The organism is uncultured Bifidobacterium sp. (assembly GCF_945269915.1).
Lineage (GTDB): Bacteria > Actinomycetota > Actinomycetes > Actinomycetales > Bifidobacteriaceae > Bombiscardovia > Bombiscardovia indica.
This window is the reverse complement of record NZ_CALYOY010000018.1, coordinates 1-22,379: the sequence shown is the minus strand read 5'-3', so window position 1 is coordinate 22,379 and position 22,379 is coordinate 1. Positions and strand designations below refer to the sequence as shown.

Genomic DNA, 22,379 nt, shown 5'->3' with positions numbered 1-22,379 from the left:
AGCACAGGTGGAACCGGCGATCGAACAGCCGCGGATGGTCGAGGCCAGGGGCTCCCTGGTGGCGGACCTCTCACAGGTGCCCAACGACAGGAAGATCGTCATCCAGGGCGCCCGAGCCCACAACCTGAAGAACGTCAACCTCTCCATACCCCGCAACCGCATGGTGGTCTTCACGGGTCTGTCCGGGTCCGGCAAGTCCTCCCTGGCATTCGACACCCTCTTCGCCGAGGGGCAGCGCCGGTATGTGGAATCCCTCTCGGCCTACGCCCGTCAGTTTCTGGGGCAGATGGACAAGCCGGACGTGGACTTCATCGAAGGTTTGAGCCCCGCCGTCTCCATCGACCAGAAGACCACCAACCGCAACCCGCGTTCGACCGTGGGCACCATCACCGAGGTCTATGACTATCTGAGGCTCCTCTACGCCCGCACCGGCATACCGCACTGCCCGGTCTGCGGTGAGGAGGTCCGGGCACAGTCCCCCCAGCAGATCGTCGATACCCTCATGGGCAAACCCGAGGGGACCCGCTTCCAGATCCTGGCCCCCATAGCCAAGGGGCGCAAGGGTGAGTTCGTCGAGACCCTGGAACTCCTCAGATCCGACGGGTACTCCCGTGCCATCATCGACGGGGAGATGCACCAGCTCTCCGAAAAGATCAGGCTGGCCAAGCAGAAGAAGCACACCATCGAGGTGGTGGTGGACCGTCTGGTCATCAAGCCGACGGCCCGCCAGCGTCTGACCGACTCCGTGGAAACGGCACTCCGTCTGGCCAACGGCATCATCGTGGTCGACTTCGTTGACCTGGACCCCAAGGATCCCGCCCGGCGTCAGCCCTTTTCCGAGAAGCGATCCTGCCCCAACGGACACGAGCTGGAACTGGACGAGATCGAACCCCGCACCTTCTCCTTCAACGCCCCCTATGGTGCCTGCCCGGCCTGCACCGGTCTGGGCTTCAGCCTGGAGATCGACCCCGAACTTGTCGTGCCCGACCCGGACAAGAGCCTCAAGGACGGGGCGGTCGAACCCTGGAGCGGCACCAAGACCCAACAGCGGTTCTACGGTCACCTCCTGGATGCCCTCTCCAAGGAGATGGGCTTCTCCATGAAGACCCCCTGGAGGGACCTGCCCGAGGATGTTCGCCACGCGGTCATGTACGGGCATGACTTCAAGGTTGACGTGTCCTACCGGAATCGTTGGGGCCGCCTGCGTGAGTACTCAACCGGCTTCGAGGGTGTGGTCCGCACCCTGATGCGCCGCCATGACGAGACCGACTCGGAACCCATGAAGCAGTACTACGAGTCGTACATGCGCGAGGTGCCCTGTCAGGTCTGTCACGGCAAGCGCCTGAAGCCGGAGGTCCTGGCCGTGACGGTCGACGGACTCTCCATCGCCCAGGCCTGCGATATGCCCATCGCCAAAAGCCTGGAATGGGTCGACAATCTCCACCTGGAGGGGGCCCTGGCCAAGATCGCCGGGGAGGTCCTCAAGGAGATCAGGGCCCGCCTGCGCTTTCTGAATGACGTGGGTCTGAACTACCTCACCCTGTCCCGTGCCGCGGCCACACTGTCCGGCGGGGAGGCCCAGCGCATCCGTCTGGCCACCCAGATCGGCTCCGGTCTGGTCGGGGTCATGTATGTCCTGGACGAGCCCTCCATCGGTCTCCACCAGCGTGACAACGACCGCCTGATCCGCACCCTGCAGCGACTGCGTGACCTGGGCAACACCCTGATTGTGGTCGAACACGACGAGGACACGATCCGGCAGGCCGACTGGCTGGTCGACATCGGCCCCGGTGCCGGCGAACACGGGGGAGAGGTCATCTTCTCCGGCCGTTCCAAGGATCTGGTCAAGGCCGCCAGGTCCATCACCGGCGACTACATCGCAGGTCGCAGGCGAATCGAGGTGCCCAGGACCCGACGCAAGGTCCGCAAGACCAGGCAGCTGACCGTGGTCGGTGCCCGGGAGAACAACCTGAAGGATCTGAAGGTCTCCTTCCCGCTCGGTGTCATGACCCTGGTCACCGGGGTCTCGGGTTCGGGCAAGTCCACCCTGGTCAACTCCATCCTCTACCCGGTCCTTGCCGACAAGCTCAACAACGCCCGTATCGTACCCGGCAAGCACACCAGGGTGGAGGGGGTCGACCAGCTGCGCAAGGTCATTCACGTCGACCAGAATCCCATCGGCCGCACACCACGGTCCAATCCGGCCACCTACACCGGTGTCTGGGACAAGATCCGCCAGCTCTTCGCCAAGACCCCCGAGGCCCAGGTCCGCGGGTATGGGCCAGGCCGCTTCTCCTTCAATGTCAAGGGCGGGCGCTGCGAGACCTGCCACGGGGACGGGACCATCAAGATCGAGATGAACTTCCTGCCCGACGTCTATGTGCAGTGCGAGACCTGCCATGGCAAGCGCTACAACCGGGAGACACTGGAGGTCACCTACAACGGGAAGACCGTCTCGGACGTGCTCGATATGCCCATCGAGGAGGCGGCACGGTTCTTCAAGGCATACCCCTCCATCTCCCGCTACCTGGACACCCTGGTCGAGGTGGGCCTGGGCTACATCCGTCTGGGCCAGCCGGCACCGACCCTTTCAGGCGGGGAATCCCAGAGGGTCAAGCTGGCCACCGAGCTCCAGAAGCGGTCTGACGGGAAGACCATCTACATCCTGGACGAGCCCACCACCGGCCTCCACTTCGAGGATGTCCGCAAGCTCCTCAAGGTTTTGCAGGGACTGGTCAACAAGGGCAATACGGTCATCGTCATCGAACACAATCTCGATGTGATCAAAACGGCCGACTGGATCATCGACCTTGGCCCCGAGGGCGGTGACGGAGGCGGCACGGTCGTGGCCCAGGGTACCCCTGAGCAGGTGGCGGCCAACCCCGGCAGCTGGACAGGCCGCTATCTGAAGCCCCTGCTGGATGCCGACAGGGTAGCCAAGGCCTCCAAGGGATCCAAGACCACCAAGGCACAGTGAAGGATGAGGTAACCATGACGCGCAGCTGCTTCGAACGTCACACGCCACAGGTCTGGCGAAAGACCGCCCGTGCGCTCGAAGCCGATGCCCGGACCGGGTCCCTTCCGGAAGAGGACGTATCGGTCGGGCTGAACAGGAACGGCGCCCCCCTGCTCGGTGACACCCGTGACGGTTTCCGTCCCAAGACCTCAGACATCCCCGCCCAGCCCGGTGTCTACAAGTGGCGCGACGGGGATGGCCGGGTCATCTACGTGGGCAAGGCCAAGAACCTCCGCAACCGTCTGACCAACTACTTCCAGCCCCTGGCCAACCTCCACCCCCGCACCCAGACCATGGTCCTGACGGCCCGGAGCCTGGAGTGGACCGTGGTGGCCACCGAGCTGGAATCCCTGACCCTGGAATACACCTGGATCAAGGAGTTCGACCCCCGCTTCAACGTGGTCTTCCGGGACGACAAGACCTACCCCTACCTGGCCGTGTCCGTGGGGGAGAAGGTCCCCAGGGTGTGGATGACGCGTGTCCGCAAGCGGCGCGACACCAGGTATTTCGGCCCCTACGCCAAGGTCTGGGACGTCCGACATACCCTGGATGGACTACTCAAGACCTACCCGGTCCGAACCTGTTCGGCCGGTGTCTTTCATAAGGCCGAACTGAGCGGCCGACCCTGCCTCCTGGCCTCGATCGGCAAGTGCTCGGCACCCTGCGTCGGCCGGATCAGTCCCCGGGAGCACCGCAGACTCTGTGCGGAACTGACCGGAGTCATCACCGGTCGTCTGGGCAAACCCTACCGGGCCAAGCTGACCCGCCAGATGAAGAGCGCCAGCGATGACCTGGACTTCGAAAAGGCCGCCCGTCTGAGGGACCAGATTGCCATGCTGGACACGGTCATCGAACAGAACGCGGTGGCCTTCGGGTCCAACGTTGATGTAGATGTCTTCGGGGTCGCCTCCGATGAGCTCGAGGCCTCCGTCCACGCCTTCTTCGTCAGGGCCGGTGCCATCCGTGGTGAGCGGAACTGGAGTGTGGAACGGGTCGAGGACGTCTCCGATGCCGATCTGATCGGCGACCTGATCGTCCAGGTCTATTCGGACCTGATGAACGAGACCAACAGCGAGATGGCAACCACGGGTCCCCACCAGGAGGTGGCCCTGGAGTCACCGGATGAGGAGGACTCGGGCGTTACCATCAGCCAGGCCAGGGATGCCATGGGGTCCACCCAGAGGGTCACCGCCCTGGATGCCGAGGCCAGGGCCCGGGCAACCAAGAAGCGGAACACCCATCAGGAGCAGACCGGCAGGGCCGACCTCCTGGCCCCCATATCACCCGTGCCCCCGGAAGTGGTGGTTCCCATCCGGCCTTCCAGGACCGACTCCCTGGAGGAGTGGCTGCGGGGGCTCAGGGGATCCTCGGTCAGGATCCGTGTGGCCAGCCGGGGCGAGAAGAAGTCCTTGATGGACCGTGCCAACGCCAATGCCCGCCAGGCCCTCCAACGCAGCAAGATGAGTCGCATGGGCGACATCGGCGCGCGGACGGACGCCATGAACGACGTGGCCAAAGCCCTGGGGCTCGACCGGGCACCACTGCGGATTGAATGCTACGACATCTCCAACACAGTCGGCGGCCAGTTCCAGGTAGCCTCCATGGTGGTCTTCGAGGATGCCATCCCCAAGAAGGCCGAATACCGCCGCTTCGCCATCCGCGGCAAGGACGGGCGGGGGGCCGTGGACGATACGAGCGCCATCTATGAGACCCTGACCCGGCGCTTCCACCACGGCAACATCGCCGGTGACAGCGGTGACAGTCTTGAAGCGGAGCATACGGTCAAACAGAATAAGAGGTCCGATGAGACGGCGGACCGGAAGGATGGCTTGGGCGAGGACCCGGAAACCAGGGAGGCCGTCGTCCAGCAGAACACTTCGGCCCGCCACTTCGCCTACAAGCCCAACCTGATCGTCGTCGACGGCGGCAAACCCCAGGTCAGGGCAGCGGCCAAGGCCCTGCACGACTGTGACGTGGATGACGTGGCCCTGTGTGGTCTGGCCAAGCGACTTGAAGAGGTCTGGGTGCCGGATGACGACTACCCGATCATCCTCAAGCGCCAGTCCGAGGGGATGTACCTCCTGCAACGGGTCCGTGACGAATCCCATCGATTCGCCATCACCTACCACCGCCAGACCAGGCGGAAGGGTGCCCTCCGGTCCGCCCTGGACGACATTCCAGGAATCGGCCAGGCCTACCAGAAGCGCCTCCTCAACCACTTCGGATCGGTCAGGAAGATGCGTGCGGCCACCCTGGAGGATCTGGAGGGAGTCAAGGGGATCGGCCAGGCCAAGGCGGCTTCCATCTACCAGGCCCTCCACCAGGACGATGCCAGCTCCGAGCAGTCCCGGGAACAGGAGCCCGCCACCGAGTAGACTGGGCCCGGGGCAGAAGCGGTTCTGTCCGCCGCTTGAGACCAAGTAAGGAGGAGCGATGGATCAGGTGGAGCGACGCTGCGCGGTGCTGGGCGACCCCATCGACCATTCCCTCTCGCCCATTCTTCATCGGGCCGCCTATGGGGCCATGGGGCTGGACGGTTGGGAGTACGAACGCCGTCGGGTCACCCAGGAGACCCTCGACAGGTTCATCGACTCCCTCGATTCCAGCTGGGCCGGGCTCAGCCTGACCATGCCCCTGAAGAAGACCATCGGCCCCATGGGCACCTTCCGCGATCGATGGGCCCACATCCTAGGTGTGTCCAATACAGCCGTCCTCTCCTGGGACCGGTCCGGGGACCATGGCGGCCGACCGGCCATCAGCCTGACCAACACCGACGTTGAAGGGATCGTCTGCGCCTTTATGGAGGTCGCCGGATCCCTGACGGAACCCGACCAGGCCATCGACATCATCAAGGCCGTGTCGGATGGTCAACCCGTCGCCCCCTCCCGGAACCACCTGCATGGACTGATATTGGGCAACGGAAACACAGCCGAATCCGCCCTCTGCGCCCTTGGTCTCCTCGGTGTCGACCAGTTGGATCTGGTGGCCCGCCATCCCGGCAGGACCACAAGGATGATCGACCTGGCCGGTGGGTTGGGCATTACCGTCGGTACCCCTCATGGTATGGATGAAAGGAACCGTGTGGCTGACCTGCTTTGCCGGGCCGACCTGGTGGTCTCGACCCTGCCCGCCCATGCGGCAGATCCCATGGCCGATCTCCTGGACAGGCCCACCCTTGGAACCGGCAGGACAGCGCGGGATGAATCCGGTCCTGCAGATGCCGGGGCGGACCATCTCCTCCTGGACGTCGTATACCGGCCTCGCCCCACCAGACTCATCCAATCCTGGAAACGACGGACCGGAGGCCAGGCCATCAGCGGAGACCGGATGCTGCTCTACCAGGCGGTCAGACAGGTGGCCCAAATGACTTGCAACCCCCTGGATGCCGTCCCGGTGGGGGCCATGGACCGCGAACTGAAGAAGGAGACACAATGAGCACCGACGAGACCCCGTCCGAATCCAAGGGCGAACCCATTCCACCCTTCCAGGGATTCGAGGTCATGCTGATCACCGGCATGTCCGGAGCCGGACGTTCACGGGCTGCCGATTCCATGGAAGACATGGGCTGGTATGTGGTCGACAACATGCCGCCCCGTCTCCTGGTTCCCCTGGTCGACATGATGACCTCCTCAGGCAGCTCCCTGCATCGTCTGGCCACAGTGATCGACGTACGGTCCCGATCCTACTTCGACGACCTCTCGGCCGTCCTGGGCCACCTGGATGATCTGGGAGTCAAATGTCGCATTCTCTTCCTTGACGCCTCCGACCAGGTTCTTGTCAAGCGATTCGAATCCGTCCGGCGTCCCCACCCCCTCCAGGGTTCCGGTCGGCTGATCGATGGCATTCACGAGGAGCGCAAACTCCTGGCCAACCTCAAGGAACGGGCCGACATGGTCATTGACACCTCGGCCCTGAGCATCCACGACCTCTCGACCCGACTCTACGAGCTCATGCTGGGTTCCGGGCCCAGTACCGTCGGCATCCACATCATGAGTTTCGGATTCAAGTACGGAATCCCCATCGACGCCGATTTCGTGGCGGATCTGCGCTTCCTTCCCAACCCCTTCTGGGTGCCCAACCTGCGCGAGCTCAACGGTCACGACCAGGCCGTACGTGATTTCGTTCTGGCCAGCAAAGGGGCCAAGGAGTTCATCGATGCCTACACCGAGGCCATCCTGACGGCCGTCAGGGGGTATGCCCGGGAAGACAAGCACTATGTCACCATCGCCTTCGGCTGCACGGGGGGTCAGCACCGCTCAGTGGCCATGGCCGACGAGCTGGCCAGACGATTGAGAATCAAGGGAATGGACGTTACCGTATCGGCCCGTGAGCTCCCGCATAGGTCCCATTGAGGACCCTGTTCGCCACTCATAGCCAAAGGCGGAAATTGTCCAACTTATTCGATATCACAGTAATCCGGTAGTCCGTTCGACCGGCGAGTCGCGCGGACCTCAGTGTTCAACAACGGTTTTTCCTAGGAGGACGGCTCTTGGCCCTACTTGATGATGTCAAAAGCGAGCTGGCCGCAATTGACAACGAACTCCCCGCAGCCAAAAAAGCCCAATCCGCCGCGATGATTCGCTTTGGCGGTGGTCTTCACATCATCCAACGCCACATCGTGGTGGAGGCCCAGTTCGATTCCCTACCCGCTGCACAATGGTTGCAGAACACCATCAAAGACGTCTATGGACATGATTCGGATCTGATTCAGGTCAAGCGACAGACCCCTGCCGGAAACGCGATTCGGTACTCGGTCAGGGTTCTCAGGGCCGGAGGGGCCCTGGCCCTCCAAACCGGCCTGTTGGACAGACGCAAGCATCCGGTGCGCGGTCTTCCAGCCGACATCGTCTCGGGCAACATAGCACAGGTCAAGGCCGCCTGGAGGGGGGCCTTCCTGGCCCACGGGGAGCTCTCCGACCCGGGCAAGGCTTCCTACCTGGAGATTGTCTGCCCTGGTTCCGAAGCGGCCCTGGCCCTGGTGGGCGCCGCCCGCCGTCTGGGCATCAACGCCAAGGCTCGTCAGGTCCGCAGCTCGGAACGGGTGACCCTGCGTGACCCCGATGTGATCGAGCGCATGCTCAACCTGATGGGTGCGCCCAAGTCGTCCAGGGAGTGGACCGGCAAGCGCAGTGACGGCGAATCCCGCGGCAAGGCCAACCGCCTGGCCAATTTCGATGATGCCAACATGCGCCGTTCCGCCAAGGCCGCCGTCGAGGCCAGCGCCAAGGTGACCAAGGCCTTTCAGGTTCTGGGCGATGAGATCCCCGAGAACCTGCGCGCCGCCGGACAGCTTCGTCTGGACCACCGCGATGCCTCCCTGGAGGAACTGGGCCGTCTGGCCGACCCACCCGTCACCAAGGACGCCATCGCCGGTCGTATCCGTCGTCTTCTGCAGCTGGCCGCCAAGGTGGAGAAGCAGCAGACCAAGGAAGTGCACAAGGCCGAGGGCCACGAGGGCTGATTCCTGCACCAACCGTCGGCTTGCCTTAGTACCATGGGTACCAGTGCGGGGTTCATCGCCCGCAATTGCGCAGACCGACGGTTTCGTCATGTCTGCTGTAAGAAAGGAATGGCATGAAAACACTGAAGAGCCTCGGAGACCTCAAGGGGAAGCGCGTCCTGGTGCGTGCAGATTTCAATGTACCGCTGGACGGCACCACCATCAAGGATGACGGTCGCATCAAGGCCGCCCTCCCCACCATCAAGGAACTGCGCGGTCAAGGCGCCAAGGTCATTCTCATGGCCCACCTCGGCCGCCCCAAGGGCAAGGTCGTTCCCGAACTCAGCCTGGCTCCGGTCGCCGACCGTCTGGGTGAGCTCCTGGGCGTGACAGTCCCCCTGGCGGATGACACCTACGGCCCTGACGCCCAGTCCAAGGTTGCGGCTATGCAGGATGGCGATGTGCTCCTTCTGCAGAACGTCCGCTTCAACCCCGAAGAGACCAGCAAGGACGAGGCCGAGCGTGACGCCTACGCCCAGAAGATCGCCAAGCTGGGTGAAGTCTTCGTCTCCGACGGGTTCGGTGTCGTCCACCGTGCCCAGGGTTCCAACTACTCCGTGGCCAAGTTCCTGCCCTCTGCGGCGGGTCTCCTGGTCGAGAAGGAAGTCAAAGCCCTCTCCAAGGCGACCGAAAATCCCGAGCGTCCCTTCACTGTTGTCCTCGGAGGCTCCAAGGTCTCCGACAAGCTGGGTGTGATCGAGAACCTGCTCGGCAAGGCGGACCGCCTGGTCATCGGTGGCGGCATGGTCTTCACCTTCCTCAAGGCCGAGGGCCACGAAGTCGGTTCCTCCCTGCTTGAGGAGGATCAGGTCGAGACCGTCAAGGGCTATATCCAGACCGCCAAAGAGAAGGGCGTCGAGTTGGTACTGCCCACCGACATCGTCGTGGCTGACGAGTTCAAGGCCGATTCGCCCCACGAGGTGGTCGCAGCCGACTCCATGCCCGCCGACAAGATGGGTCTGGACATCGGCCCCGACTCCCAGAAGCTCTTCCACGACAAGATCGTGGACTCCAAGACCGTGGTCTGGAACGGACCCATGGGCGTCTTCGAGTTCCCGGCATTCGCCGAGGGTACCCGCGCCGTGGCCCAGGGTCTGGTAGACGCCACCAAGGCAGGAGCCTTCACCATCGTCGGCGGTGGCGACTCCGCCTCCGCTGTCCGCAACCTGGGCTTCCCGGAGGATGGCTTCTCGCACATCTCCACCGGTGGCGGCGCCTCCCTGGAGTTCCTTGAGGGCAAGGAGCTGCCGGGTCTGAAAGTACTGGAGTAAAGTCGGCTCATAGACAATGCCGGGCCGCCGGGTCTTGCATCCGGTGGTCCGGCATTGGCGTCTGTCCCGCAGTCCCGTCGCGATCAAGAGGTTGGAAAGGTCTGGTATGGCACGCATTCCCCTGGTGGCCGGTAATTGGAAGATGAATTTCGACCACCTCGAAGCCACCTACTTTGTGCAGAAGCTGGCCTGGCTCCTGCGAGATGCCCACTTCGACCACAAGCGCTGCCAGGTGGCTCTGATGCCCGCCTTCACGGCCCTGCGCTCGGTCCAGGTCCTGGTCGAGGCCGACAACCTCCCGATCGGTTATGGGGCCCAGTCCGTCTCGGTCACCTCCCAAGGCGCCTTCACCGGTGACGTCTCCGCCGACATGCTGGCCCAGCTGGGATGCACCTATGTCATCGTCGGGCACTCCGAGCGACGCAAGTACCACCCGGAGGATGATGCCAACATCGTGGATCAGATCCGTGCCGTTCTTGCCGCGGGGATGAAGCCCATCCTCTGTGTGGGGGAGAGCTACGAGGAACGTCGCCAAGGCATCGAACTGGAATTCGCCGTCGGCCAGGTCAATGATGTGACCCGTGACCTGTCACAGGACGACATGGAGAACCTGATTGTGGCCTATGAGCCGGTCTGGGCCATCGGCACCGGCATGGTGGCCACCCCTCGGACCGCCCAGGACGCCGCCCAGGCCATACGAGAGCACATAGGTCGTCAGTTCGGAGACCGCGCTGGCCAGACGGTGAGGATACTCTATGGCGGGTCCGTCACATCCAAGAATGCATCCCAGATGATTCAGCAGCCCGATGTGGACGGGTTCCTGGTGGGGGGCGCCTCTTTGGATGTACAGGAGTTCGCGCGGATCGTCCGTCTTGCCGCCAAGGGTTGATTGGGGTTCATCCCCGGGTGTCTGTACAATATGGAGTAATCTATTGTTCTGGAGGTTGCCGTGGCCGCTGTCAAAATTGCCTTGGAAGTCGTTGTCGTTATCGCCAGTATCCTGCTCACACTGCTGATTCTGATGCACAAGGGGAAGGGCGGCGGGCTGTCTGACATGTTCGGCGGCGGCATTGGCTCCAACGCCGGCACCTCGGGCGTAGCGGAAAAGAACCTGAACCGCCTGACCATCATCGTCGCCCTGATCTGGGTGGCCATCATCATCGCGCTGAGCCTGATGGCCAAGTACAAGATCGCCTGATCCGATTCAGTTGTCGCTCCGGCCGGCGGTCGGGGCTTTTTCATGCCCGTGGAAGCAGTCCCCAAGTCCTGGGAGGTACCGCTTGAACCCTGTGCGGAAGCGTGACCTGTGCCGATCTGAATCATGAGGTTCGATATGGTCGGGGAGCCGTCACAGCGTATCCCTGTAAGAGGGGGTTCCGCAGTCGATTCGAAGAGGGCGTGGTCGGACGATTGGTTCCGTCCCTGGTTGTATCCACACAGAAACATCAGCCTCGACATCCATTCCCGAAACCGTGGACAGTCAGAAGTCCGTTTTGCGGACCAAAACCTGAGAGGGCAGGACGGGCGGTCACGCGTCGTGAATCTGTGGCATTGAGAGCCGGGGGAGGGGATGGACCGAATCTTCAATTCGATCGACCCAATCTGATTCCCTCCGGAGGACATACGCGATTTGACATAGGCAATGTCGGAGGATCTCCGCCTCCGACAGGGTCGTGAGATGGTCCGGTGATCCCCAGCCCTTCCAGGGAGGGTTGCACGGTGTGAAAGCACTTGTAAAACAAGAACAAGCAATCGATGCCGTTGTTCGGTTGCAGGCAGGATGGCCCCCTCATACCTCCGGTATTTCTTCATTTCCTGTTATGTCCCACATGGAGGGTGAGCACCCTGACAGAATTTCCCGGGTGGGATTCGCACATCAATGAGACGGTCTCTGCGCACAAACCCCATACTCGCTAGATTGGTCTTCAATCGCGTTGTACATGGGTGCAGCCATCACACTGTGCAAGCGAAGGAACATGCCCATGGCCGAGCAAGTCGCACCGAGTCCTGAAGGTTGGTTCTGCTTCCACCTCTTCCGGAAAATCGATCGATCCAATTGCCGGCAGGTGCCGTCACGGGAACGGCAGGACTGTCTGGATGAATTCGCGGTCCTGGTCTCCGTTTCTTGTATCAGGCTTCAATACGAGGGAAAGGGAGGCCGTTACTGGTGCCGGGTCAACGGACAGGAGGCGGACCTTGGTCTTATGATTCTCAGGGAGATGCCGGATGGACTTCAGGAGATCGAGACCTCATTGGAGAAGCTGCACCTCTTCGACCATCTGGTCCCCACGATCTCCTATGTCTCCGTCACCGAGGTCTGTCTCTATTCCGGCGAACCGACGACCGACCGTGGCTGGTTCTCTATATCAACGCCAGTCTTCACCCCCTCGCGCCGGACAAGCCCTATATATCTGCATCTACCCCATGTCGAAAACCCGCCTACCGGGTGCCAACTGGTACACAATTCCCTTCGACCACCGCTGGACCCAGATGCATGATCATGGGAGGATAAGACGCTCATACTCCGGCAAGGTCTATGAGGGATTGAAGTACATTGCCCCATTCATCAGTGCCTCGATCGACACCATAGTGACGGACGGCATCACCCGGGTAATCGGTCTGCCCCTGGCCCCAGTATTCCGTCTGTCCGAGTGAGGGCTACTATGTGCCCGCCAGGCCCCGTTGAAGCCCATTCGGGCATGACCCAGCTGCCAATGCGGTCCTGGCGGAACCACCGGGATCTGCTCCATTTCCGAAAGGACCAGCTGATTGCATGAAGAAACTGACCGGCAGGTCCGATACCCAGGGTGATTTTCAGCGCCCACTCCCTTCCTCGGCATGTCATCGAGGGAGGGATAACCCCTACAACGTATGAGGTGGTCGGTCTGACCAAGGCCGTGGCCCGGGAGGAGGGGATCGTCAGGACCGGTACATCCCGGCCTGGCAGTCTGCCGGACGTACCGAGGAACCATGGATCGCCCCGGTTTGCTTCGTTCACCATGAATCTGATCGCCGATGGCAACGTCAAAACCACCGTTTCCGCCCCCAGCGGCTTCGTCGCAGACAACCCGGAGGTCTGCGACGACGTTGACCTGGAGCTGTCTCGGGCCGTTCAGTCCACAGGAATAACCTGATCAGACTCAACATGCCCGACGATAGCCCGGTCCTGATCAGCACCCTCGAACAGATGGTCGAATAAATGCCGAACCGGTGGGTTCGATAGCGGCGAACAGACCGATCAGGTTCCGGTTTACCAGGATTTCTGACAGAGGGAACGACGAGCACCCCATCCGGATCCGTACCGGGTGGGGTGCTCGTCTGCGTCCTTGGTCAAGAATGATGGCCGATGGTTGTAAGACCCGCGGCCAGATTCTCAGCCGTTGACTCGATCAATACCCTTCTGGACGTCGGAGAGGACCGAATCCCACGAATCGATGAAGGCTGCGACACCGTCGGCTTCGAGCTTGTCGGTCACATCCTTGATGCTGATGCCCAAGTCTGCCAGCTTCTGCATGACCTGGTGGCTCTCCTCGTAGGTGCCCTTGATGGAGGGTGAGCCGTTGCCGTGGGCCGCCAGGGCCTCAAGGGTCTTTTCGGGCATGGTGTTCACGATGTGTGGGGCAACCAGCTCATCCACATACTTGCAGTCCGAATAGGCAGGGTTCTTGGTTCCTGTCGAGGCGAAGAGCGGGCGTTGACGCTTGGCGCCCTTGGCCTCCAGGCCAGCCCAGCGGGAGTCCTTGTCGAAGGCCGACTCGAAGAGCTCGTAGGCCAGGCGTGCATTGGCGACGGCAGCCTTGCCCTCCAGAGACTTGGCCTCATCGGATCCGTTGGCCTCCAGAAGCTTGTCCACGGCGGTATCCACGCGGGAGACGAAGAATGAAGCCACGGAACCCATGTGCTTCAGGTCATGGCCGTTCTTGTCGGCCTGGACCATGCCTTCGATAAAGGCATCGATGACCTGCTGGTAACGCTCCAGGGAGAAGATCAGCGTCACGTTGACCGAAATGCCCTTGGCCAGGGTTGCGGTGATGGCGGGCAGACCCTCCAGGGTGGCGGGAATCTTGATCATGGCATTGGGCCGGTCCACCTTGGCCCAGAGCTGCTCGGCCTGCTTCTCGGTCTCTTCGGTGTTGTGGGCAAGACGGGGATCCACCTCGATGGAGACGCGACCATCCACGTAATCGGTCTTCTCTGCGACCTCACGGAAGATATCGGTGGCGTTGCGCACATCAGTGGTGGTCAGTTCACGTACGGCATCCTCGACATCGATGCGCCCCAGCTGTTTGAGCTGCTCATCATAGGGACCAACCTGACTCAGGGCTTTTTGGAAGATCGAGGGATTGGTGGTCACGCCCACCACGTTGCGTTCGGCGATCAGCTGCTGCAGATTGCCGGACTCGATACGGGTACGGCTGAGATCATCCAGCCAGATTGAAACACCCGAGTCGCTCGTACGTTGTGTATTTGCATTTTCTGCCATCTTGTAACTCCTTTTTGGGTTCTTGACGGTAACACATTCAGTATGCTTCACCACGAAGCCATATTCGGTATTCCCTTCCGGCCGGCGACATATTGCCGACCGGAAGGGGGAGATGGATCAGTCCCTGCGCGCGGGTGCATGCGGAGGCTGATCCGGGTCGAATCAGAAGGCCTTGCGGACTTCCTCCATGGAGGCCTTGGCGGCTTCGACCACATGCTCCGGGGTGATGCCCAGGTCACGCATGTTCTCGTCACCACTGCCCTGCAGACCGAACCGTTCGATGGATACGGGCTTGCCATAGGAACCAAGGTACTTGTACCAGGGCATGGACAAACCTGCCTCGACCGAGACGCGGGCCTTGACGGATGCCGGGAGAATCTCCTCCTTGTAGTCGTCGTCCTGCTCCTCGAACCACTCCATGGAGGGCATGGAGATGACTCGGGCCTTGACGTCCTGCTCACCGAGGGTCTTGGCGGCGGCCACGGCGTGCTGGACCTCGGACCCGGTGGCCATGATCAACACGTCGGGCCGACCCTCGGTATCGACCAAAACATAGGCTCCCTTGCGAACACCATCGCGTGCCCTGGTCCTGGTCTCCTCCAGGGTAGGTACACCCTGGCGGGTCAGAATCATTGCCGTGGGATGGGTGTTGTCCTTCTCAAAGAAGGCACGGTAGGCCTCGGCGGTCTCGAACTGATCGGCCGGACGCACAACCTCCATCTGGGGGATGGCGCGCATGGCGGACAGATGCTCAATCGGCTGGTGGGTAGGACCATCCTCACCCAGGGCTACTGAATCGTGGGTCCAGATGTAGAGATTGGGGATGTCCATCAGCGCGGCCAGCCGCACCGAAGGACGCTCATAGTCGCAGAACTGGAAGAAGGTCCCGTTGAAGGGCCGGGTATCCGACCCGAGCAGGATGCCATTGGTGATTGCACCCATGCCAAACTCACGCACGCCAAAGTGGAGCTGACGACCGTACTTGTTCGCCTTGGGCCACTGCACCGTCTCATCGCACTCCGGCGCAAAGGACACGGCGCCGTTGATATTGGTGTTGTTGGACCCACCCAGATCGGCGGAGCCTCCCCAGAGCTCGGGCATGATCGGAGCCACGGCATTGATGACCGCACCGGACGCCTTACGCGTTGCCACCTTGGAACCGGCCTCGAAGCTCATCTCCAGATCATCGATGGCCTTGTCGAAACCATCGGGCAGCTTGCCGGCATGAATCCTGTCGTGCAGAGCGGCCTTATCGGGGTTGGCCTGGCGCCAGGCCTGGTAGCTCCGGTCCCATTCCCTGTGGGCCGCGAGTCCACGCTGGGCGACCTCACGAGCGTGGGCCAAAGCCTCCTCGTCAACCTGGAAGGACTGCTGGGGATCATATCCCAAGGTGGTCTTCAAGGCGGCGACCGCCTCGGCGCCCAGGGCGGAACCATGGGCGGAGGGGTCATTGGTCTTGCCGGGGGTGGGCCAGGCCATCAGGGTATCGACCTTGATGAACTTCGGCCGATCGGTTACCTGCCGGGCCTTCTCGAGCACGGCTGCAAGGCCTTCGGTATCCTCCTTGTAGGACCCATCGGGCTGGATGAAGCTGAACTCATCGGTATACCAGCCGTAGGCCTGATAGCGCTCGAGGATATCCTCGCCCAGAGCGATCTTGGTGTCACCCTCGATCTGGATGTGATTGGCATCAAAGATAACGGTCAGATTGCCCAACTGCTGGTCACCGGCCAACGAGCTGGCCTCCGATGAGACACCCTCCTCAACATCACCTTCGCCGCAGATGACCCAGATGTTGTGGTCGAAGGGGGACTGCCCGGCGGGAGCATCGGGATCCAGCAGGCCGCGCTCGTAACGCTGGCCATAGGCGAAACCGACGGCCGAGGCGAGCCCCTGCCCCAGTGGGCCGGTGGTCATCTCGATGCCGGGGGTGAGACCATACTCGGGATGGCCCGGAGTCCGGGTTCCTGCTGTACGGAACCGCTTCAGATCGTCCAGGGTGAGACCGTATCCGGAGAAGTAGAGCTGCACATACTGGGTCAGAGAGGCATGACCACCCGAAAGGATGAAGCGGTCGCGGCCTTCCCAGTCCGGATCGTTGGGATCATGCTTGAGGAAGTGCTGATAGAGCGTGTAGGCGATGGGCGCCAGGGAGATGGGTGAGCCGGGATGACCGCTGCCGGCCTTCTCGACGGCATCGGCTGAGAGGACCTTGGCCATCTTGACCGCCCGCTCGTCGAGTTCAGACCATGTGAAATTGGACATATGGTATCTACTTTCCTTCCAATTGAGAGGTCTCCATGTTCGACTTGTGTCGAAAATGTTCGATTACCTTCACATTGCACTCCCATGATATCGGTGCGAGCCGACACGATTCGGCTCTTCGCGCTATCTTTTGGCACTCTCGCAATCAGAGTGCTAAGACTTGAGTCATGACGGAAGGAGCATCATTGGCCAATACCAGACGCATGTTGGTCCTGCGCGCCGTCGTAGAGGACTATATCCGCTCTCAGGAACCAGTAGGTTCCGGATCCCTGACCAGAAACCACCACCTGGGGGTCAGCTCCGCAACCGTCCGCAACGATATGGCCGCCTTGGAGGAAGAGGGCTATCTGATTCAGCCCCATACCTCGGCAGGACGCGTCCCCACCCAGAAGGGGTACCGGTACTTTGTCGATCGTCTGGCCACGGTGGTTCCTCTCTCCGCTGCCCAGCGCAGGGGCATAGACGTCTTCCTGTCGGGGTCTGTCAACCTTGAGGACACCCTTCAACACGCCGCACGCCTCCTTGCGCAGATCACCGGGCAGATAGCCGTGGTGGCCTCACCCTCGCTGGCCCATTCGAACCTGAGACGATCCGAACTGATCAGACTGGGGAGGGGGTCCGTCCTGGTGGTTGTCATCACGGATACCGGCAGGGTCGTGCAACGCACCCTCCACGGCTCCCACCAACCAGCCCCGGATGCCCTTGCAGGTCTTTCGGACATGATCAACGAGCAGTGCCACGACCTGCCGCTGACCCAGGCGGCCGAACGATGCCAGCTCATGGCTGATTTCAACCCCGAATCCGACGCCAAGTCCATGCTTCGCATCCTGGCCGCCGTCTTCGACGAGATGGCCACCAAGGAGCAGACCAGCGGAATATACATGGCTGGCACCTCACAGCTGACCCACAGCCAGGCCGTGTCCATTGGAGACCTTGCCCCCCTTCTGGATGCCCTTGAGGAACAGGTGGTCCTGATGAGGCTGATGAAGGCACAGAGCGAGCTTTCCCGCGAGAACAACGGGGTCAGCGTGGCCATCGGGACCGAAACCCAGACTCCGGAGCTGGTTCATGCGTCGGTGGTGACATCCGGTTATGGTCATGCCCATCAGCAACGATCGGGTGAGGACGATGCGGATCTGACCGATGAACCGATCGCCTTCGTCGGGTCGATCGGACCCACCCATATGGACTATGCAGTGACCATGAGCGCGGTCCGGGCCGTGGCATCCTACCTGACCGGTTTTCTGGCCGGGGCGGAAGAACAGTAAGCCCGTTGGGACCTAGCTGACTCGGGTCTGTGGAAGAATAGGCCAGCACAGAAACACAGAAGGAATATCGGTGGCAGATTACTACGAGGTTTTGGGCGTCGAGCGCACGGCGAGCGACGATGAGATCAAGAGGGCCTATCGGAAGATGAGCCGCAAGTACCACCCGGACATCGCCGGGCCGGAGTACGAGGATAGATTCAAGGAGGTCAACAGCGCCTACGAGGTGCTTTCGGACCCCCAGAAGCGACGCATGTACGACCAGGGTGTGGACCCCAATGATCCGCAGGCGTCCGCTGCGGGTGGATTCGACATGGGCGATGTGTTCAGCCAATTCTTCGGCGGCGGTTTCGGAGCGGATTCACGGGGTCCCATACCGCGCACACAGCCGGGACGTGATGCCCTGGCCGGGGTCGACATCGACCTGAAGACCGCCATTTTCGGCGGCACGGTTCACACGCAGATCCACACTTTCGGTCTCTGCCAGGAGTGCGGCGGCTCCGGCGCCCAGAAAGGAACCTCGCCGGTCACCTGCCCGGTCTGCCAGGGGAGGGGGTATGCCCAGAAAGTGGTACGCACCCTCCTTGGCCAGATGATGAGTCAGGCACCTTGCGAACGCTGCGAGGGTCACGGAACGATCATCGAGCATCCCTGCCCGCAGTGCCAGGGACACGGCAGGGTCAGGGTCAGGCGGGATGTGGGCATCAACGTCCCGGCAGGCGTCGCTGACGGATCGCGTCTGCGTCTGGCCTCCCAGGGCGAGGTGGGCGAAGGGGGCGGCACCGCCGGCGACCTCTATATCGATATCAGCATCAAGGCCGACAAACGATACACACGCAGTGGTCAGGACCTCCACTGCTGGATTTCCATCCCCATGACCTGGGCCGTCCTGGGCCATGCCGTCGACCTGGATACCTTCGACGGCCCCCGCCAGATTCAGATACCGGCCGGAAGCCAGCCCGACGATGAAGTGACGATGAAGGGTCTGGGGGTGACCAGGCTGGGGAGCAAGGAGGACCGAGGCGACATCGTCGTCCATGTTCTGGTTCAGATCCCCACCAAGCTTGACGATCGGGAGCGCGGCCTGATCGAGGACTTCGCCAAGAGCCATGACTCGGGTGCCAGGGAGATCCCACAGGATTCCAAGCCCACAGGAGCCGGTGCCAGGAAGGGTCTCTTCGACAGGCTCAAGGACATCTTCAACTAGCGAGACCCCCGAGTATACGGATAGGCCCCGGGCCCTGGAGGATTACCTCCACAACCGGGGCCTATCCATATGCTCGGTTCCTTCCCGTTCAGCCAAGCAGGGATCGACACATGGACCGGTATTCACTCACGTACCCGCCTCCGAAGAAGGCACAGTGCCCGGCGATTGCATAAAGCTGCCAGAGGGTCAACCTATTCTCATACCCCCTTGCCAGCGGGTGGACCGACTGATAGCCATCCATGATCTGACTCAGATAGGGGATGCCGAAAAGATGAAGCATGGCCAGATCCTCTTCACGATGTCCACCATGCGCCGCCGGATCGATCAGGACCGCCTCGGTCTGACCATCGTTCCTGGTCCACATCACATTGCCGCTCCACAGATCGCCATGGACCCTGGCGGGCCTGTCATCGGCCGCGGCACCCAGCATCTCCGGCAAGGCCTGGATGATCTGACGGGTCATATCCATATCGCCCTGGTTCAGAGCCCGCCTGTCCACGGCCATCCGGACCATGGGCTCAAGTCGAGCCTGCCCCCAGTAGGTCGCCGGATCGTCCCAATCTCCCGTTGCCATGGGGAGGGGGTCCTGGAGGGGGCCGAAGTAGCAGGTTCCATGATATCCCTCCGGGGCGGAGCCGTAATGATCGGCTCCTGCATCGTGCATTCGGGCCAGCTGGGCGCCGAACCTATATGCCGCACCACCGCTGGGCGAGGTTGAATCCACCTCTTCGATATCGAGATGGTCCTTGCCCCAGTCATAGACATCGACCACCCTGGGACCACCCACCGCCTGTGCCTGACCCAGCCAACGCAGACCGAGCCCTTCACACTCGAAGAACCCGGCGGGTGCTCCTCCGCGTGACTTCCTGTATGTTCCGACCATGTCCGTACCTCCCTTGCGCGATAGCCCGACGATTCCATTGTGGGCATTCTGCGAGACATGCCACCTTCACGCGCCACAAGCCCATGGTTGAAGGCTAAGCTCTCATATCATGAACTTCTTTGAATCCATGCTTTTCGGCCTGGTGCAGGCCCTGACCGAATACTTCCCGGTTTCATCGAGCGCCCACATCCGCATCCTGGGAGGGCTTCTGGGACAGGATCCGGGAGCGGCCTTCACCGCGATCATCCAATTCGGCACGGAGTTTGCGGTCCTCCTGTATTTCCGCCATGACATTGCGCGGATTCTTACCCACTGGTTCCGTTGCCTCCTGGGCAAGGACGGAACCTCCTGGCGCAAACGCCTGGGTACCGACGACCACGATGCCGCCATGGGTTGGTATATCATCATCGGCACCATCCCCATTGTTCTGGCCGGAATGATCTTCCAGAAGATGATTGAGACCAAACTGCGCAATCTTTGGATCACCGTAGTGGTCCTCATCGTCTTCGGTCTCCTCCTGGACTATTTCGACAGGCATGGACGCCAGACCAAGGAAATCAAGCAGATGAACGTCAGGGACGCCATCCTTTTCGGCGTGGGGCAGATGCTCGCCCTGATTCCCGGTGTCTCTCGTTCCGGGGGTACCATCACCTTCGGCCGAGGACTCGGATACACTCGAGAGTCCGCCACCCGTGTCAGTTTCCTGATGGCCATCCCGGCCGTATTCGGTGCCGGCATCCTGGAGACCTACAAGTCGGTCAGGAACATCGATGCCGATGCTGCCTTCCCCGGATGGGGTGCCACCATCTGCGCCACCCTGGTCAGTTTCCTGGTCGGTTATTTCGTCATCATCGCCTTCCTGAAAATCGTTTCACGGTTCTCCTACCGGGGTTTTGTCATCTACCGAATCTGTCTTGCCCTCATCGTGGCCCTGCTCCTGATCTTCCATGTCATACCGGCCGTCGGGGGTGTTGCCGCCGCATGACGCGGGAACCGGCCAGGTTCGGTTGCACACTCCGTCCGGCGGCCGAACCTGCTCGTTAGGAGCGTTCAGCCTGAAGTGATGGCGAACGAGGCAGCTGCGGTTGTCGGACAATCGGTGCTTGCTGCCGGTCACACCCCCGTGACCAGACTTTTCACCATGCTCGTAAAGAGGGTAGGACGGTCGGCAGATCTCCCTGTCGGAGGCCGCGCCGCAGCCTATGCCTCTATCTGGTCACATATCTGGTTTCCCGCCGAATCGGGACAAGGTCGTATGCATAGGCAGGTGCGAAATACAGCAACACGGGGATCATACCAGGACAAGACCGAGATCGGTGTGGTTACGGCGGTCGTCAGCAAATATATGGGATAGACCCGATTCATGACGGCTGGCCCGTGGAGATCGGGGACGATTGTGGGCATGGCAGTGAAGACGATGGTTCTCTCGATGGCCATCATGAACGAGTCCGCGAAACGGCAAGGGTGACCAAAGTAACATTTGTCCTGTTGCCTACGGATTGCGTTGTACTTGACATTTCCTGTACTTTCTCCATTATATTTTTCAGGCAGAACCACATATCTCACAACCCGCCCGAACGACACGACAGGCCGGATCCAACAGATGCAAAACATCACGTAGCCATGCGATAATGTGGATGCTTTCTCGAATACCGTTGCGGTAGGACGAAGGTCATGCACGCAATCGGCTCGGGTGGTAGATGACGAGTTCGAGAATCACAACAGAACAGGAAGCTCATACGGATGGACACGTCCGCTTCCGATGACATCAACCGGTAGAGTAATCTGCCCTGTTAGGATGTTGAGGACCAGCAATGCACTTTACAGTTGCAAACATCATGGAGGTTTCCCCTCTGGCCGAGTTCTTGTCCGATGCTTTCGGACCTATGGCCGAAATCGCCGTGCACGATCTGCACAGGCCGCATGCCTCCATCGTCTTCATTCGCAACGGTCACCTGTCCGGCCGCAAGAAGGGCGACGCCATGACCAAGGAGACGCTGGAGCTGGCCCGAAAAGCCGAAGATAGCGGTATCGACTTTATTTCCGACTACCGAGGCCGCGATTTGAACAACCATCAGTTCAGGGTGTCCTCATTGTTCATTCGCAACCAGGAGGAGCATATCATCGGCGTCCTCTGCATCAATATCAACATCACTGAGCTTCAGAGGGCCGCACATCTACTGCAGACCATCAGTACAACGGATTCGGTCAATGGTATGGTCTCTTCCGGCATACCAAGCCAGGTATTGGACGAGGACCCCGAGGAGAATATCCGCAGGATCGCCCAAGACGTAATAAAACAGATTCAGGTCCCCATTGACAAGCTGAGCAGGATCGAACGTCTCAGGATCATCAAAGACATCAAGGATCGCGGCATCTTCCTGATCAAGGGTGCCGTAAATATTGTGGCAACAGAGCTCAAGATCTCCGTGCCCACCCTCTACAGGTACCTGCAGGCGCTGAAGTAGCTTCCACCCGCTTTCACCCCC

At 61.2% G+C, this 22,379-nt stretch carries 17 protein-coding genes and 1 pseudogene; 15 read left to right on the top strand and 3 right to left on the bottom strand.

Going from position 1 to position 22,379, the window contains the following annotated elements:
- The first annotated feature begins 34 nt into the window (after positions 1 to 34).
- The 11 genes and pseudogenes from uvrA to Q0K62_RS04640 all read left to right on the top strand — a co-directional run bounded on the left by uvrA (position 35) and on the right by Q0K62_RS04640 (position 12,921).
- Entirely contained in the window at positions 35 to 2,977 is a 2,943-nt protein-coding gene (uvrA, locus tag Q0K62_RS04685; RefSeq protein ID WP_297316839.1) for an excinuclease ABC subunit UvrA, read from the top strand.
- A 14-nt stretch (positions 2,978 to 2,991) separates the two neighbouring features.
- Entirely contained in the window at positions 2,992 to 5,391 is a 2,400-nt protein-coding gene (gene uvrC, locus Q0K62_RS04680; RefSeq protein WP_297316823.1) for an excinuclease ABC subunit UvrC, read from the top strand.
- Between the two features lie 58 nt (positions 5,392 to 5,449).
- Complete coding sequence (locus Q0K62_RS04675) at positions 5,450 to 6,451, top strand: shikimate dehydrogenase (RefSeq protein WP_297316822.1); 1,002 nt, start codon at positions 5,450 to 5,452, stop codon at positions 6,449 to 6,451.
- Between the two features lie 53 nt (positions 6,452 to 6,504).
- Positions 6,505 to 7,368, top strand: a pseudogene (gene rapZ / locus Q0K62_RS04670) (RNase adapter RapZ); the annotation flags it as partial.
- A 137-nt stretch (positions 7,369 to 7,505) separates the two neighbouring features.
- Positions 7,506 to 8,477 (top strand): DNA-binding protein WhiA, encoded by a 972-nt coding sequence (whiA, locus tag Q0K62_RS04665; RefSeq protein ID WP_297316820.1) that lies wholly within the window; start codon positions 7,506 to 7,508, stop codon positions 8,475 to 8,477.
- Between the two features lie 113 nt (positions 8,478 to 8,590).
- Positions 8,591 to 9,787, top strand: coding sequence for a phosphoglycerate kinase (locus tag Q0K62_RS04660; RefSeq protein WP_297316819.1), 1,197 nt, complete (start codon positions 8,591 to 8,593; stop codon positions 9,785 to 9,787).
- A 106-nt stretch (positions 9,788 to 9,893) separates the two neighbouring features.
- Positions 9,894 to 10,676 (top strand): triose-phosphate isomerase, encoded by a 783-nt coding sequence (gene tpiA / locus Q0K62_RS04655; protein ID WP_297316818.1) that lies wholly within the window; start codon positions 9,894 to 9,896, stop codon positions 10,674 to 10,676.
- A gap of 60 nt (positions 10,677 to 10,736) precedes the next feature.
- Entirely contained in the window at positions 10,737 to 10,985 is a 249-nt protein-coding gene (gene secG, locus Q0K62_RS04650) for a preprotein translocase subunit SecG (RefSeq protein WP_297316817.1), read from the top strand.
- Positions 10,986 to 11,727: 742 nt separating this feature from the next.
- On the top strand, positions 11,728 to 12,285 hold the full coding sequence (locus Q0K62_RS08000; RefSeq protein WP_366515885.1) for a chlorite dismutase family protein: 558 nt from the start codon (positions 11,728 to 11,730) through the stop codon (positions 12,283 to 12,285).
- The gene (locus Q0K62_RS04645) at positions 12,212 to 12,442 is read left to right on the top strand and encodes a chlorite dismutase family protein (protein WP_297316816.1); all 231 of its coding nucleotides are present in this window, start codon (positions 12,212 to 12,214) and stop codon (positions 12,440 to 12,442) included. The genes Q0K62_RS08000 and Q0K62_RS04645 overlap by 74 nt, the downstream gene beginning before the upstream one ends.
- A 152-nt stretch (positions 12,443 to 12,594) precedes the next feature.
- A complete protein-coding gene (locus Q0K62_RS04640; RefSeq protein WP_297316815.1) occupies positions 12,595 to 12,921 on the top strand; it encodes a ferrochelatase in 327 nt (108 codons plus the stop codon).
- Positions 12,922 to 13,160: 239 nt separating this feature from the next.
- On the opposite strand, the gene tal is transcribed toward Q0K62_RS04640, so the two are convergent.
- A complete protein-coding gene (gene tal / locus Q0K62_RS04635) occupies positions 13,161 to 14,270 on the bottom strand; it encodes a transaldolase (protein WP_297316814.1) in 1,110 nt (369 codons plus the stop codon).
- Between the two features lie 162 nt (positions 14,271 to 14,432).
- Positions 14,433 to 16,535: a transketolase gene (gene tkt / locus Q0K62_RS04630; protein ID WP_297316813.1), complete on the bottom strand. Its 2,103-nt coding sequence runs from the start codon at positions 16,533 to 16,535 to the stop codon at positions 14,433 to 14,435.
- A 185-nt stretch (positions 16,536 to 16,720) separates the two neighbouring features.
- Between tkt and hrcA the strand changes: the two genes are divergently transcribed.
- Positions 16,721 to 17,803 (top strand): heat-inducible transcriptional repressor HrcA, encoded by a 1,083-nt coding sequence (hrcA, locus tag Q0K62_RS04625; RefSeq protein ID WP_297316812.1) that lies wholly within the window; start codon positions 16,721 to 16,723, stop codon positions 17,801 to 17,803.
- Positions 17,804 to 17,873: 70 nt separating this feature from the next.
- Positions 17,874 to 19,007 (top strand): molecular chaperone DnaJ, encoded by a 1,134-nt coding sequence (dnaJ, locus tag Q0K62_RS04620; RefSeq protein WP_297316811.1) that lies wholly within the window; start codon positions 17,874 to 17,876, stop codon positions 19,005 to 19,007.
- Between the two features lie 88 nt (positions 19,008 to 19,095).
- On the opposite strand, the gene Q0K62_RS04615 is transcribed toward dnaJ, so the two are convergent.
- Positions 19,096 to 19,890, bottom strand: coding sequence for a fructosamine kinase family protein (locus tag Q0K62_RS04615; protein ID WP_297316810.1), 795 nt, complete (start codon positions 19,888 to 19,890; stop codon positions 19,096 to 19,098).
- A gap of 109 nt (positions 19,891 to 19,999) precedes the next feature.
- On the opposite strand from Q0K62_RS04615, the gene Q0K62_RS04610 reads away from it, so the two are divergent.
- A complete protein-coding gene (locus Q0K62_RS04610; protein WP_297316809.1) occupies positions 20,000 to 20,875 on the top strand; it encodes an undecaprenyl-diphosphate phosphatase in 876 nt (291 codons plus the stop codon).
- Between the two features lie 829 nt (positions 20,876 to 21,704).
- Positions 21,705 to 22,358 (top strand): PAS domain-containing protein, encoded by a 654-nt coding sequence (locus Q0K62_RS04605; protein ID WP_297316808.1) that lies wholly within the window; start codon positions 21,705 to 21,707, stop codon positions 22,356 to 22,358.
- Positions 22,359 to 22,379 lie beyond the last annotated feature (21 nt).